Raw genomic sequence first — 12,894 nt, 5'->3', positions numbered from 1 at the left:
GTTAGGATTGGTGCTATGACTTCGCCAAATAGCACTGCCAAGACCATTGTGATTACCGGCGCATCCGGCGGATTGGGCGCCGCGGCTGCTCGTCAGTTGCACCGCACCCGGCCACAAGACAACCTGGTTATCGTCGGCCGCAATCCGGAAAAGACCCGCGCGGTGGCCGAGGAAGTCGACGGCCAGTACTTCCTGGCGGATTTTGAATCCCTGGGCCAAGTTCGCCGCTTGGCACAGGACTTGGAGGGCCTGGAGCATATCCACGCCTTGGGCAATAATGCCGGCGGCATTTTTGACGGCCCGTCTACCACCGCCGATGGATTTGAGCGCACCTGGCAGGTCAACGTGGTGGCACCCTTCCTGTTGACCTCGCTGCTACAGGACAAGCTGCGCGCGGATAACGCAAACGTGGTCCAGACGGCTTCGCTAGCTAATTTCCTCATGTCCAACTTTGACCTGAACGATCCCAATACGCTGGAGCACTTCAGCCCCGAGCGTGCCTACGGCAACGCCAAGCTGGGCGATATCCTGTTCACCCGTTATCTCGACGCCCACGGGCTTTCCGCGGTGTCCTTCCACCCTGGCGTGCTTGCCACTGACTTTTCCAAGTCCTCTACCGGCATGATGTCCAAGATGTATTCCGGGCTGATTGGCAAGACCTTTGGCAAGCCTGCCGAAGGCGGCGATAACCTCGCCTACTTTTTGACCGGCACCGAGGGAATCCACTTTGAATCCGGCGAATACTACAACGACAAGCGCAAACCTGGCCTGCAGCGCCCCATTGCGAAGAAGCTGTCGGTGGCTCGCCGCGTCTTTGATGATTTGGGGCGCCGCCTCAATGTGGAGTGGTAGCGCGAAACCACTAGACTATGCCGCATGAGTTCTGTCGTTTCTGAGGCCTCGCGCCGCCGCACGTTTGCCGTTATCGCCCACCCGGATGCTGGTAAGTCCACGCTGACGGAGGCGCTGGCGCTGCACGCACACGTTATTAATGAGGCCGGCGCGGTCCACGGCAAGGGCAACCGCAAGTCCACCGTGTCTGACTGGATGGATATGGAAAAGGACCGCGGTATTTCCGTGGCTTCCTCAGCGCTGCAGTTCGAGTATGCGCCGGAGGGCCACGAGGGCGAGCCCTACATGATCAACCTGGTTGATACCCCGGGCCACGCGGACTTCTCGGAGGATACCTACCGCGTGCTCACCGCGGTGGATGCGGCAGTCATGCTTATCGACGCCGCCAAGGGCCTCGAGCCCCAGACTCTTAAGCTCTTCCGCGTGTGCAAGGCCCGCGGCCTGCCTATCGTTACCGTCATCAATAAGTGGGACCGCGTGGGCCGCGAGCCCTTGGAGCTTGTCGACGAAATCGTCAACGAAATCCAGTTGCAGCCCACTCCCCTGTACTGGCCGGTGGGCATCGCCGGTGACTTCCGCGGCCTGGCGCATATCAACGATGACGGCGAGGCCGATGAGTATATCCACTTCATCCGCACCGCTGGTGGTTCCACTATCGCCCCGGAGGAACACTTCGATCCGGATGCCGCCGGTGAGAAGGAAGAAGACGTGTGGGAGACCGCGGTCGAGGAAGCCGAGCTGCTTGCCGCCGATGGTGCCCTGCATGACCAGGAGCTATTTGAGCAGTGTGTAACCTCCCCACTCATCTTTGCTTCTGCGATGCTGAACTTTGGCGTGCACCAGATTTTGGATACCCTATGCGCCATCGCCCCGGCTCCGCACTCACGCGACTCCGATCCGAAGGCAGTTGAGGCTGCCACCAGCGCCATTGATGAGGTCCGCGAGGTTAGCGATGATTTCTCTGGCGTCGTCTTCAAGGTCCAGGCGGGTATGGACCAAAAGCACCGCGATAATCTCGCCTTTATGCGCGTGGTCTCCGGTGAATTCGAGCGCGGCATGCAAGTCAACCATGCCCAGTCCGGCCGCAGCTTTTCCACCAAGTACGCCCTGACTGTCTTTGGTCGCACGCGCGATACCGTGGACACCGCCTATCCGGGCGATATCGTGGGTTTGGTCAACGCTGGCTCGCTTGCCCCTGGTGACACCATCTATTCCGGCAAGAAGGTGCAATTCAAGCCCATGCCGCAGTTCGCGCCGGAGGCCTTCCGCATTCTGCGCGCGAAGTCGCTGGGCAAGTACAAGGCCTTCCGCAAGGGACTGGAGCAACTGGCGGCCGAAGGCGTGGTCCAGATCCTCAAGAACGAGGCGCGTGGCGATGCCTCCCCTGTCATGGCAGCGGTGGGCCCCATGCAGTTCGAGGTCATGCAGGCCCGCATGGAGTTCGAATACAACGTGGAAACCGTCACCGAGCCTATCCCCTATTCCGTGGCTCGCCGCACCGATGCCGAATCCGCCCCAGAGCTCGGCCGTCAGCGTGGCGTGGAAATCTTTACCCGCCAAGATGGCGAGCTCATCGCGCTCTTTGGCGATAAGTGGAAGCTCGCCTTCATTGAGAAGGAACACCCAGAGCTCACTATGGAAACCCTCGTGGCGGATTAGAAACCACACAGGTCCACATAGCAGAGAAAAAGGCCGCTTCCCGTTCTGGGAAGCGGCCTTTTCCGTTGAGTGTTAAACCATCAACATCACAGGGACAACGGCAATCTTGACCACCTGCCCCACCACAATGGTGGCCGCATAACCGGTCATGATGCGCGAGTCGGAGCTAACCCCCGTGGCGTAGTTGACCACGGCCGGCTGGGCGAAGATGCCAGAGAGTCCGCCAGAGGTACGGGTTTCGGACTGACCTATGAAGCGATTCGCTACAGCGAATAGGATCGAAACCACCACTGTGACAATGGCGGCGAGGATCATGCACTTCAGGCCCATCCAGGAGAAGGCGGTGGACAGGAATGCCTCGCCGGAAGATAGGCCGACAGAAGCAAGGAAGATGACTAGACCCCACTGCTGGAACGCAGTATTGATGGAGGCCGGCACCTGCCATGGGATGCGGCGGGTCCGGTGCAGCGCACCGAGGATAAGGCCGGTAATCAGCGGGCCAAGCGCAAAGCCCAGCTCGAAGGAAGCGCCACCCGGCATCGGAACCACGACCTGGCCCAGCAGGTAACCCAGGAAGAGGCCACCGCCCAACGCTACCCAGTTCAGCTCGGAGTAGGACTTAATTGAGTCACCGAAGTAATCCTTGATGTCGCCCAAGCGGTCAAACTTCACGATGAGCTCGAGGATATCGCCGGAAGCCAGGTGAGTTTCATTATTGGCCAAGAATTCCTCATCGCCGCGCTGCACGCGCACGATGCGACCGCCATAGCGGGAGAACAGGTTGAGCTCCTCAACGGTGCGGCCGGCAATATCTTGGTTAGAAATAGCCACGGTTTCGATGACCAGGCGCTTATCCACGAACGGAGTTTGCGGCTGACGCTTGCCCAGCATTTGGGTCAGTTCACGGGCCTTGGCCTTGGTGACCATCACGCGCAGAATATCACCTTTGCGCAGTTCGGGGCGATCGCCGGCAACACGGACCTTATTACCGCGGCGAATGGTAGCGATAACAAAGTGATCCTTGAACTGCTCTTCCAAGTCGTCGTAGTTCACGTCTTTGGTAACGCGAATGGTGCGGGAGCGGAAGATCTTGGAGGCCGAATTGTCCTTATCGTGCTTGGCGGGCCAATTCTGCTTGAGCAGGAATGCCACGACCAAAATGGCCACCGCCACGCCCACGGGATAGCCCAGCGAGTAGCCCACGGCGGGTAGCTCTTCACCGGTTTGTTGCTGGGCAACTGCCAGCGACGGCGTCGAGGTCGTGGCGCCGGCGAATACACCAACGGAAGCCAGGGTATCCAGCCCCAGCATGCCGCCAAAGAGGAGGGCTGCGCCCGCGGCCACCACAATCGCAATGGCCGCCGTGAGCATGTGCTTCATCTGCTTGGAAAAGCCCTTGAAGAAGCGCTCACCGGCGGACAGGCCCTGCATATAAATAAAGAGTCCCAATCCCAGCTCTTGCAGGGAGCTTAAGATGTCTTTATCTAGATCAATAAATGAGCCGAAGGCCAAGCCCATAAACAGCGTGCCCGCCGCGCCAAAGCGCAGCGGACCGAAGGGGATCATGCCAAATAGCGTGCCGAGCAGCACTATGAAAAAGATGCTCAGCCATATATTTCCATCAAAAATTGCTAACACGCTGGAATATTTTAGGCATCTTCCCTCAAAGTGCCACGTGAAAGGCACATTCTTTAACGACCACCAATGGCATCGCTACTGCTTAAGCCCTTTTCGTCAGGGGCCACCCACCCCCCAGCAGCGGCACATCTCACAGGAAACTCCCATAGTGAACTAATCGAGGAGGAATTCCTTCCACCGTGGCCACTCCGTGTAGGTCTGGGCTTTCCCCGCCTGATAGTTCGCCCGCAGCTTGTGCACGTTGCGTTCGGTAGAGGTCACCTGCATATCGTCCGGGAAAAATAATTGCGCCTTACCTTGGCGCTCCAATTCCAAAAGCCGGTCTTTGGCCGCGTTATAGAGGGCGGGGCGGGCTATGAGGGCGTCGGCAATAGCGGGGTATCTGCGGAAGATGCGGCGGACGAAGGCTGGGCGCGCCACCTCAGGGCGCACATACCCGCGCGGCTTAGTGCCGATAAACAGGAACTTCTCGTATCCGGCCTCTTCTGCTTGCGCAATGGTAATGCCACCGGAAGAGCCCAAAGCACCGTCCACGTACGGCGCGCCGTCGATAAATCGCATCGGCATAATCAGCGGCAGCGTGGAGGAAGCGCGCACGCGCACGAAGAGATCTTCCGGGGTGTGGATGTCCTCGCGCGTCCAATAAACAGACTCGCCGGTATCGGCGCGCGCTGCAGCAAGCACCATATCGGCCGGATGCTCACGGTAAGCCTGCCAATCAAAGGGCAAATCCTTGTCCGCGGCGCGCTCATAAATGTACTCGGCATTGAAATACCCGCTACCACGCACCAGCGAACCCACTCCGCCGAAGCTGGGGCTTTGAGCAAAGTCCGTAAAAGACTCTTCGGCGCGGCGGGCATCGCGCGACAAGTAATTAACGGTATGCGATGCCCCGGCGGAGACGCCGCCTACCCAGCCAAAGTCCACGCCCTCTTCGATGAGCTTGACCATGCAGGCGGCCGTATAGGAATTGCGCATGCCGCCGCCTTCAATAACGAGTGCGGTGTTGCTGGCGTCAATCATGGTGCCCCATACTACGCTGGGCCCAATGAAGCGTATTTTCCGGCAATTGCTCGCGGACGAAGAAGGCACCTTCGATATCGAAACCGGCCAGCAGCCCCGCACCGGGTTCGCCTATAACCCCACCGGGAAGGCGCTGCTGCGGGTGACGGAGCCTACCCCGGCCGCGGTGAGCAAAGCCTTGGCCTTAGCCAAGGAACACGGCGCGCGGTATCTCGGCACATGGCGCCAGCCGGATGGTCCGCTCGTCTTCCTGGCCACGGCCGTAACCCACGATGAGTCCGTGGCCCGCGAGCGCGTTGCCGCCACCGGCCAACGTGCGTACTTCGACTTGGAGCGCTGCCGCACCATCACCGTGAGCGCTCACTAGACTGGGCTCCCATGGGATTAAAAGATGCACTTGCCCGGCTGACGGGCGCGCAGTCCCCGCACCTGGCGCGCCCCGATTCCGCCTGACTTAGGCCATTTCAGTGCGGAATAATCCCACCCCACCGCCAAATACCACCAGGTAGCAGTGTCAAGAGAAACGTTACTCACCCACACATGACCTAAGTCGGGAAGCGCCAGCTAACCCCGTAAGTATTCGGCCGCCGCGGCGGCAATTTCCTCTGGGGCCTCACTGACATCCAGCACAATGCCCGCTTCCCCCGGCTGCAGTTCCTCGAGTGTCTCGAATTACGAGTCCAGAAGGACGACCGGCATGAAGTGCCCAGAGCGCTGACTCATGCGCTCCTTGAGCAGCTCATAAGAGCCGTGCAGGCCCACAAAGATCGTATCGATGATGTCGCGGTGGTAGCGCCTGAGCGCGGAGCAGCCCACAATGGCACCGGCGTCCTGGTCCGCGAGAAAGCGACCTAAGGACTCGAGCCAGGGCTTGCGGTCGGCGTCGTCAAGGGCCTGCACCGAGGCCATCTTCTAGATGTTCGCCGCCGGATGCATATCGTCCTCATCCCGAAAAGGCAGGCCGGTGCGCTGCGCCAGCAACTCCCCGACCGTGGACTTACCGCAGCTCGAGACTCCCTTGATCACCACATGCTTGCGCATCATCCCTCCTTGCAGCATCCCACCAAATCGTATGCCTGACGCAGCGCGATTCAACGCAACATGACGCAACCACCGTGCGGCTCGATAAAGCGCGGTTTAACCCAGCGGTGCGTACATGAGGTTCGCGCGCTGCACCTCGCCGCGTGTGGTCGGGTCAAAGGTGGCGCACAGGGCAGCCGCCACGTAGCGCACGCCACCCTCCGGAGCAGAGGAGCCGACCCGCTCGGCGCAGTTCTGCAGGGCCGGCAGGCCGATGTCGTCGCCCGGCGAAGTCATAGAGAAGAAGGACGCGGCCATCATGGTGTCACCATCGGCACGCACATACTCGGAAGAGCCCTTGATGGCCTGCCAGGCAATCGCGCCAACGGGGTCGGTACGGAATTGGTCCCGCTCAGTCTGGGTCAACTCGGCGTTGGCGGCGGGTACGGACAAAGATGCAACGAGGAGCGCAGCGCTTGCTGCGAGGAAAGAAGACTTTTTCATAGCAATATTGTATCCCCCGTGCATTGGGGTTGTCCTGGTATTCCTTCGCTATTGTCCAGAGGAACCGCTTATTGCGCGAAGGATGGAAGCGCGCAGCTGGCGTATCTCAGTGGACCCCACGCGGCAGCACCCCCAGCAGGCTAGCACCGGCAGCCACGAGATCCGTTACGGCCTCAGCCAGGCTGGCCGCGCCAACGGGGGCTGGCTGCCAATCATGGGCGCCGTTGTCCCAGCCGAGGCTTGTGTCCAGATCTCGCCGTGGGCGTAGTCTTCACCGGGGTCTTCCCGCCGCCAGGTTTCAATCACCTCAGGAACGGTGGAGGTTTCACCGACAAAATGTAGTGCAGACCTGCATCGATGAGTGCTTGCTTGTTCGCCGCTGAAACCATGCCCGCATCAGCAACGACGGTAACCTCGTCGAGCTGGTAGGCATCTTAGAACCGTGTGATCATCGGTAGCATCGTGTGGGTTTATACCGAGTTGCCAGCAAACGCGCCCACATGCAGTGGAAACCCGGTGGCATCAGTAAGCAGCCCGACAAGGTTTTGTGGCTCCACACGGCGTTCTTTGGAAAATAGGGGTTTGCGAAGCTCATCAGGAGTATCGGCTTCAAAGTACAAGATGGTCACGTCGTACAAGATAAATGCGCCTGGCTCAATACCTGCATGATGGGCCAACGCTTGGGTTTGTATCTCCCCGAACGATTCGGTGGCGAAGGAGGAAAGACGCCTCTGGATGGTGCGGTAGCTTGCGCTGGTGATGCCAACCTCAGCAAGAGTCTCGATGAAATCCAGCTTTGATCTGGGATGGATGATCCGGGCACGCACCAGAACACGAAGCACCGGATCTTCGCCGCTTGCTGCAGCAAGGCCTAACTCGTTGAAACACGCATCAATACAGTCCAGCAAGTATCCAGCCCGCTGACCAGCTACCGACAGCTGGCTGGAAACGCTGCCGGTAGCCGGTGGTGTGTGTAACCTCGCCGAAGTCCACTGCGTGTTGGTCACCATCGACGATGCGTTGAGCCTCAGCCCGCAAAAGCGCAAGCTCATACCCTGAATGCGCTGAGCCGATATGCTTTATCCTTTTCGCACCTTTGCGTTCAGAGAAAACCACCTGCACCGCTATCGCTCCTGAGGCAGTCTTGACGGTGCGAATATAAGGACTCACCAAAATCAGACTACTGAACACCCCGGAACTACCCACTTAGTGCAGAAAAATCCCACCCCACAAACAAAACCACCAGGTAACAGTGTCAAGAGTGACGTTACTCACCCGCCCATGACCTAAGTCAGGTTAGACTAAGGGCTTATGGGATTAAAAGACGCCCTCGCCCGACTTACCGGCGCGCAGCCCCCGCGCTTAGCTCACCCCGATTTCACCGCCCCCACCGCACGGGTAGAAAAACTGGAAATCCACACCGCTGGCTCGCTTATCATTGTGGTCACTAATCAGCCCGGCGCGGAAGTGCTCTGCGAGTTAGCCCGCGCCCGCGAGTCAGCTACATTGGCCTCTCCCACCACGACGGTGCATTTTCCCGCCGCGAAAAAGGAAGCCTTGCCCATCAAAGATCCCCGGCGAGGCTGGGTCATTCCGCTTACGCCCGCGCTTGCCGAAGCCCTCGTAGACCACCTCCCCTACCCCGGCGACTATGAACTCTCCCCCGCCCTAGCCGTGGTGGTCGAATAGTTGCCTTGAAAGGACTGACATGCTGCTTTTGCCCTGTGCTGGAAAGAAGCCGCGCATCCATCGCAGTGCGTGGATTGCCCCTAATGCCACCATCATTGGCAATGTAGAAATCGGCCCGGACTCCTCCGTTTTTTATGGCAGTGTGCTGCGCGGCGACGTGGGCGCAATTCGCATTGGCGCTAGGTGCAATATCCAGGACAATTGCGTCTTCCACGTAGAAGAGGACACGCCGTGCGTACTAGAAGATGATGTAACGGTGGGACACATGGCGATGGTCCATGCCGCGCATGTGGAGGCCGGTTCCCTGGTGGGAATGTCCTCTTCGCTGCTCTCGCGCTGCACTATTGGTGCCGGCTCGCTCATCGCGGCAGGCGCCGTGGTGCTGGAAGGAACCACCATTGCGCCGCGGAGCCTTGCCGCCGGCGTGCCAGCGAAGGTACGTCGCGAGCTCAGCCCGGAAGAGTCACAGGCCTTCATTGCGCATGCTGCCCGCTACGTGGACTGCGCGCGCAGCCAATCCGATGTGGCTTTGAGCCTGGATGAGGTCACCTTTGATTAAAGGGAAAGCACGCCCATAAGGATGAGGAAGACCGCCACGAGGTAGCCGCCGAAGAGCGCCACCTGGGTGCTATTGGCGCGCGCCGCGGCAAAAAGACGGCCGGCGGCCGATTCGGGATGGGCGCGCACCACCGCAATAAAAAGGCCACAGATAGTGGGCAGGGACAAAGCCAGGCTGGCGTACCACACCAAGCCCCCGTACTGAGCGGCCGGAGCGATATCTTCGGTAGCCAGGTGCATGAGCCCGTAATAAAACGGCACCGAGGTCAGCGATTGCACCACGCCCATAATGAAACCGATGATCGCGGTAAGCAGCGATGGAGTACGCAACGGCTCAAGTAGTCGATTTACTAAGGCATTGGGCTGGCCTTGAGAGCGCCACGAGCCGAACCCCACCGCGATGCCGACTGCGACAAGTACCCAGCCGGCAATAGGCGAGCTCAAAATGGCCTCAATCTGGTCTTTTACTCCTAACAAAACAAACATCACCACGGCCGCCGCGGCGAGGACTCCAATCCAGTCTCCTACCACCACTAATGTGGCAATGCGTCGATACTTGCCGCGGGGCAAGATGATGCCAATGGCCACGAGGATCCCAATGAGTAACGCATTGACGGAATCCAAGAGGGCAAAACTAACGGCGTGGAGCATGCCGGTCAGTCTACCGCCCCATGCCGCCATCGCCGATACGCCCGAGGGAACAAGACCTATATCTCACGAGCAGCTTCCTATGGTCCACCGCACATGTCTTTGCACACATTCCGCAATTTTGCGTACACTATGCAATGTTTCGCACGGGGTGCAAATTTCTCCCCGCGGATTCCATAGTCACTGTCACCCGCGCGCAGGCCATTGCACGCATACTGCACAAGAAAGCATATTTATGTCTAAAATCCTCTACCGGCTAGGTAGCTGGTCCTACCGCAAGGTGTGGCCCTTCCTCGCCTTTTGGCTCATCGTCTTGGTGGCCATGGCAGGACTTACCGCCGGCTTTGCCAAGGCCCCCAACCCTAATTTCTCCATGCCGGAGATGGACTCCACCACCACCCAAGACAAGATGATGGAGCGCTTCGGCCAAGATACCGATGCCATGAGTGCACCCGAAGGCACCGTGGTCATCCAAGCTCCAGAGGGAAAGAACCTCGCCGATAAGCAGGTAGCCGGCGAGGTAGATGACCTCCTTGGCGAGCTCAAGGACACCGGCGCTCTCAAGGACCAGGACAAACTGGTCAGCCCGGTGATGGCTGCAGCCGGTATGGAAAAGCAAATGGGCGAAAAGATGAAGGCCCAGCACATGCCAGACGAGCAGATTCAAAAGAACCTGCAGCAGCTCTCCCCTCTGAGCGAGGATAAGTCCACCGGTACCGTCACCATCACCTTTGATGCGGAAACCGTCATGGACATCCCAGAAGAGGACATGACCAGGGTCACGGACGTACTCAATAAGTACGACGAGGGCGACCTCACGGTGAAGTACCAAGGCAACGCCTTTAGCTCCGCCGGCCAAGAGATGGGTGGCAGCGCCGAGATTATCGGCCTCATCGTCGCCGCAATCGTGCTGCTCATTACCTTTGGATCCTTCGTAGCCGCTGGCATGCCGCTCATCTCCGCCATTATCGGCGTGGGCATCGGCATCCTCGGCGTGCAGGTATCCACAGTCTTTACGGATACCGTCTCCGATATGACCCCGACGTTGGCCTCCATGATTGGCCTGGCCGTCGGCATCGATTACGCGCTGTTTATTGTCAACCGCTTCCGCAACGAGCTCATCACCTCCTCTGGCCTCAACGATCTTTCGCCAAAGGAACTGGCCCAAGAGCTCAAGAAGATGGATAAGGCCACCCGTGCCCACGCCATGGGCATGGCGCTTGGCACCGCGGGTGGTTCCGTTGTCTTCGCCGGCACCACCGTGGTCATCGCCTTGGCCGCGCTGACCATTATCGGCATCCCGTTCCTGGGCACCATGGCCATCGCTGCTGCGGCTACGGTCATCATCGCCGTATTGGTTGCCAATACCTTCATCCCCGCCCTGCTGGGACTCTTGGGCACCAAGATCTTCGCCGGCCGCGTGCCTGGCCCCAAGGTTCCAGACCCAGAAGACGAAAAGCCCACCATGGGTCTGCGCTGGGTTCGCCGCGTGCGTGCCCACCCGTGGCTGCACCTTATCGCGGGCGTCGTTGTGCTGGGCATCCTGGCCGTACCATTTGCCCAGCTGCGCCTGGCCATGCCCACCGATGGCACCGCAAAGCCCGGCACCCCGCAGCGCGAGGCCTATGAGATCACGGCAGACGCCTTTGGCCCTGGCCGCAATGCGCCGATGATCGCGTTCGTTGATGTGGCCGACGTCCCTGAGCAGGACCGCATGCCGGCCTTTCAGGAACTGCTGCAAGAATTCAATGACAACGACGGCGTAGAAAACGCCCAGATCGTGCAGACCACTGACAACGGTGATGCTGCGCAGATCATGATCACGCCTACCACCGGCGCAACCGATGAGGAAACCACCGAAACCCTTAACCACTTGCGCGATTACCAGGGTGAGTTTGAAAAGACCGGCGGTTCCTACGGCATTACCGGTATCACCCCGATCTTCGATGACATTTCTGAGCGCCTCAATAACGTGCTTATCCCATACGTAGCCATCGTGCTGGGCCTGGCCTTCATCGTCTTGATGCTGGTCTTCCGCTCCATTTGGGTACCGCTCATCGCTGCTGCTGGATTCGCGCTTTCGATGGCTGCCACCTTCGGCATCACCGTGGCCATTTGGCAAGAAGGCATGTTCGGCATCGTCGACGACCCACAGCCGCTGCTTTCCTTCCTGCCCATCATGCTCATCGGCCTTACCTTCGGCCTGGCCATGGACTACCAAGTCTTCTTGGTGACCCGCATGCGTGAGGGATTTGTCAATGGCAAGACGGCCGGCAACGCCACCTCGAATGGCTTTAAGCACGGCGCGCGCGTGGTCACCGCCGCGGCCCTCATTATGGTTTCCGTCTTTGCCGCCTTCATCTTGATGGACGAGCCGTTCATTAAGACCATGGGCTTTGCCCTGGCTGCGGGCGTGCTTATCGACGCCTTCGTAGTCCGCATGATGATCATCCCCGCTACCATGTTTGTGCTGGATAAAAAGGCATGGTGGTTCCCGCGCTGGTTGGATAAGATCACCCCTAATATGGACATTGAAGGCGAAGCCCTGCACTCCGACCGCGAGGAACTCCTGCGCACCCAACGAGAGAAGGTAGGCGAAGCACACCGTGACTAGTCTGCGCGAAGAAAAGAAGCGAGCTACGCGTCAGGCCATGGCCGATGCGGCAGCGCGCCTCGTCCTCGACGGCGGTGCCGAAGCCGCCACGGTATCAGGCATCACCGCGACCGTCGGGGTCTCCCCGCGCACCTTTCACAACTACTTTTCCTCGGTGGCCGATGCGCTGCTGTACTTCACGGCTGACGTACTGGAATCTTTCGCTGCGGATATCCCCTCCGTGTGCCCTGGCAAGAGCGTTACCGCCGTCTTAGAGGCAGCGCTGCTCGAATCCTTGGAAGACGAAGAAGAGGAACTGCGGTCCCTCCATACGCTCTACCGCATTGGTGAGGCCCTGGATAGCCTCAGCCACACCCCCGAAGAAAGGCGGCGTTTCGAGCGCGTATCTGACACCATCATTTCCGCGTTCCAGCAGCGCGGTACTGACTACTCAGACTATGAGCTAAGCGTCGTCCTCAATGCGTGCGCCGGCGGCAGCCTCGCCTTCCGGCAGGAACTCGATCGTCGCCAAGCGGCGGGAGAAAGCATCAGCCTGGCTGATAAGAAGAAGCTGGCTAAGACCACTTTTTCCGTCCTGCGCGCCCTCGACTAGGCGCTAGCGCGCTACACCATAGGTTCATTCACTGTTAACCCTGCATGGCCCAAATATACGGGCTATGCAGGGTAAAATTTTCCCTTAGCCTCAGCAC

At 59.4% G+C, this 12,894-nt stretch carries 11 protein-coding genes and 2 pseudogenes; 7 read left to right on the top strand and 6 right to left on the bottom strand.

Annotation, left to right across the window (positions count from 1 at the left end; genetic code table 11):
* The first annotated feature begins 15 nt into the window (after positions 1-15).
* Together QP965_RS02405 and QP965_RS02400 are read left to right on the top strand one after the other, a co-directional pair.
* Positions 16-852: an SDR family NAD(P)-dependent oxidoreductase gene (locus tag QP965_RS02405; protein WP_284844100.1), complete on the top strand. Its 837-nt coding sequence runs from the start codon at positions 16-18 to the stop codon at positions 850-852.
* 24 nt (positions 853-876) lie between these two features.
* Positions 877-2,511, top strand: a complete 1,635-nt coding sequence (locus QP965_RS02400; protein ID WP_239227990.1) for a peptide chain release factor 3 — start codon at positions 877-879, stop codon at positions 2,509-2,511.
* Between the two features lie 72 nt (positions 2,512-2,583).
* Here the strand turns inward: QP965_RS02400 and QP965_RS02395 are convergent, their stop codons facing one another.
* Entirely contained in the window at positions 2,584-4,149 is a 1,566-nt protein-coding gene (locus tag QP965_RS02395) for an aspartate-alanine antiporter-like transporter (protein WP_284844101.1), read from the bottom strand.
* Between the two features lie 153 nt (positions 4,150-4,302).
* Positions 4,303-5,172 (bottom strand): patatin-like phospholipase family protein, encoded by an 870-nt coding sequence (locus tag QP965_RS02390; RefSeq protein WP_179386257.1) that lies wholly within the window; start codon positions 5,170-5,172, stop codon positions 4,303-4,305.
* Positions 5,173-5,197: 25 nt separating this feature from the next.
* On the opposite strand from QP965_RS02390, the gene QP965_RS02385 reads away from it, so the two are divergent.
* Positions 5,198-5,539 (top strand): hypothetical protein, encoded by a 342-nt coding sequence (locus QP965_RS02385; RefSeq protein ID WP_236587068.1) that lies wholly within the window; start codon positions 5,198-5,200, stop codon positions 5,537-5,539.
* Between the two features lie 197 nt (positions 5,540-5,736).
* Here the strand turns inward: QP965_RS02385 and QP965_RS02380 are convergent.
* From QP965_RS02380 to QP965_RS11575, 3 genes and pseudogenes are all read right to left on the bottom strand, one after another.
* Positions 5,737-6,216: pseudogene (locus QP965_RS02380) on the bottom strand (gluconokinase).
* Between the two features lie 93 nt (positions 6,217-6,309).
* Positions 6,310-6,696 carry a hypothetical protein gene (locus tag QP965_RS02375; protein WP_284844102.1) on the bottom strand — a complete coding sequence of 129 codons (387 nt, stop codon included), beginning with the start codon at positions 6,694-6,696 and terminating at the stop codon, positions 6,310-6,312.
* A 231-nt stretch (positions 6,697-6,927) separates the two neighbouring features.
* Positions 6,928-7,866, bottom strand: a pseudogene (locus QP965_RS11575) (IS1634 family transposase); the annotation flags it as partial.
* Positions 7,867-8,007: 141 nt separating this feature from the next.
* On the opposite strand from QP965_RS11575, the gene QP965_RS02365 reads away from it, so the two are divergent.
* The gene (locus QP965_RS02365) at positions 8,008-8,385 is read left to right on the top strand and encodes a hypothetical protein (protein WP_284844104.1); all 378 of its coding nucleotides are present in this window, start codon (positions 8,008-8,010) and stop codon (positions 8,383-8,385) included.
* Between the two features lie 19 nt (positions 8,386-8,404).
* Entirely contained in the window at positions 8,405-8,944 is a 540-nt protein-coding gene (locus QP965_RS02360) for a gamma carbonic anhydrase family protein (protein ID WP_284844105.1), read from the top strand.
* Here the strand turns inward: QP965_RS02360 and QP965_RS02355 are convergent.
* Positions 8,941-9,594: a hypothetical protein gene (locus QP965_RS02355; protein WP_284767650.1), complete on the bottom strand. Its 654-nt coding sequence runs from the start codon at positions 9,592-9,594 to the stop codon at positions 8,941-8,943. The genes QP965_RS02360 and QP965_RS02355 overlap by 4 nt on opposite strands.
* Positions 9,595-9,826: 232 nt before the next feature.
* Between QP965_RS02355 and QP965_RS02350 the strand changes: the two genes are divergently transcribed.
* Both QP965_RS02350 and QP965_RS02345 read left to right on the top strand, forming a co-directional pair.
* Positions 9,827-12,205: an MMPL family transporter gene (locus tag QP965_RS02350; RefSeq protein WP_284767652.1), complete on the top strand. Its 2,379-nt coding sequence runs from the start codon at positions 9,827-9,829 to the stop codon at positions 12,203-12,205.
* Positions 12,198-12,797, top strand: a complete 600-nt coding sequence (locus tag QP965_RS02345) for a TetR/AcrR family transcriptional regulator (protein WP_284844106.1) — start codon at positions 12,198-12,200, stop codon at positions 12,795-12,797. The genes QP965_RS02350 and QP965_RS02345 overlap by 8 nt, the downstream gene beginning before the upstream one ends.
* Positions 12,798-12,894 lie beyond the last annotated feature (97 nt).

Origin of the sequence: Corynebacterium sp. MSK074, assembly GCF_030229735.1 — a bacterium.
Lineage (GTDB): Bacteria > Actinomycetota > Actinomycetes > Mycobacteriales > Mycobacteriaceae > Corynebacterium.
Note: the sequence above shows the minus strand (reverse complement) of the source record. Positions and strands in the feature narration are given on the sequence as shown.

Bases quoted from the DNA above. Each gene is read 5' to 3' on its own strand.
- QP965_RS02405 (WP_284844100.1), top strand. From the start codon at position 16: ATGACTTCGCCAAATAGCACTGCCAAGACCATTGTGATTACCGGCGCA.
- QP965_RS02400 (WP_239227990.1), top strand. From the start codon at position 877: ATGAGTTCTGTCGTTTCTGAGGCCTCGCGCCGCCGCACGTTTGCCGTT.
- QP965_RS02390 (WP_179386257.1), bottom strand. From the start codon at position 5,172: ATGATTGACGCCAGCAACACCGCACTCGTTATTGAAGGCGGCGGCATG.
- QP965_RS02385 (WP_236587068.1), top strand. From the start codon at position 5,198: ATGAAGCGTATTTTCCGGCAATTGCTCGCGGACGAAGAAGGCACCTTC.
- QP965_RS02375 (WP_284844102.1), bottom strand. From the start codon at position 6,696: ATGAAAAAGTCTTCTTTCCTCGCAGCAAGCGCTGCGCTCCTCGTTGCA.
- QP965_RS02365 (WP_284844104.1), top strand. From the start codon at position 8,008: ATGGGATTAAAAGACGCCCTCGCCCGACTTACCGGCGCGCAGCCCCCG.
- QP965_RS02360 (WP_284844105.1), top strand. From the start codon at position 8,405: ATGCTGCTTTTGCCCTGTGCTGGAAAGAAGCCGCGCATCCATCGCAGT.
- QP965_RS02355 (WP_284767650.1), bottom strand. From the start codon at position 9,594: ATGCTCCACGCCGTTAGTTTTGCCCTCTTGGATTCCGTCAATGCGTTA.
- QP965_RS02350 (WP_284767652.1), top strand. From the start codon at position 9,827: ATGTCTAAAATCCTCTACCGGCTAGGTAGCTGGTCCTACCGCAAGGTG.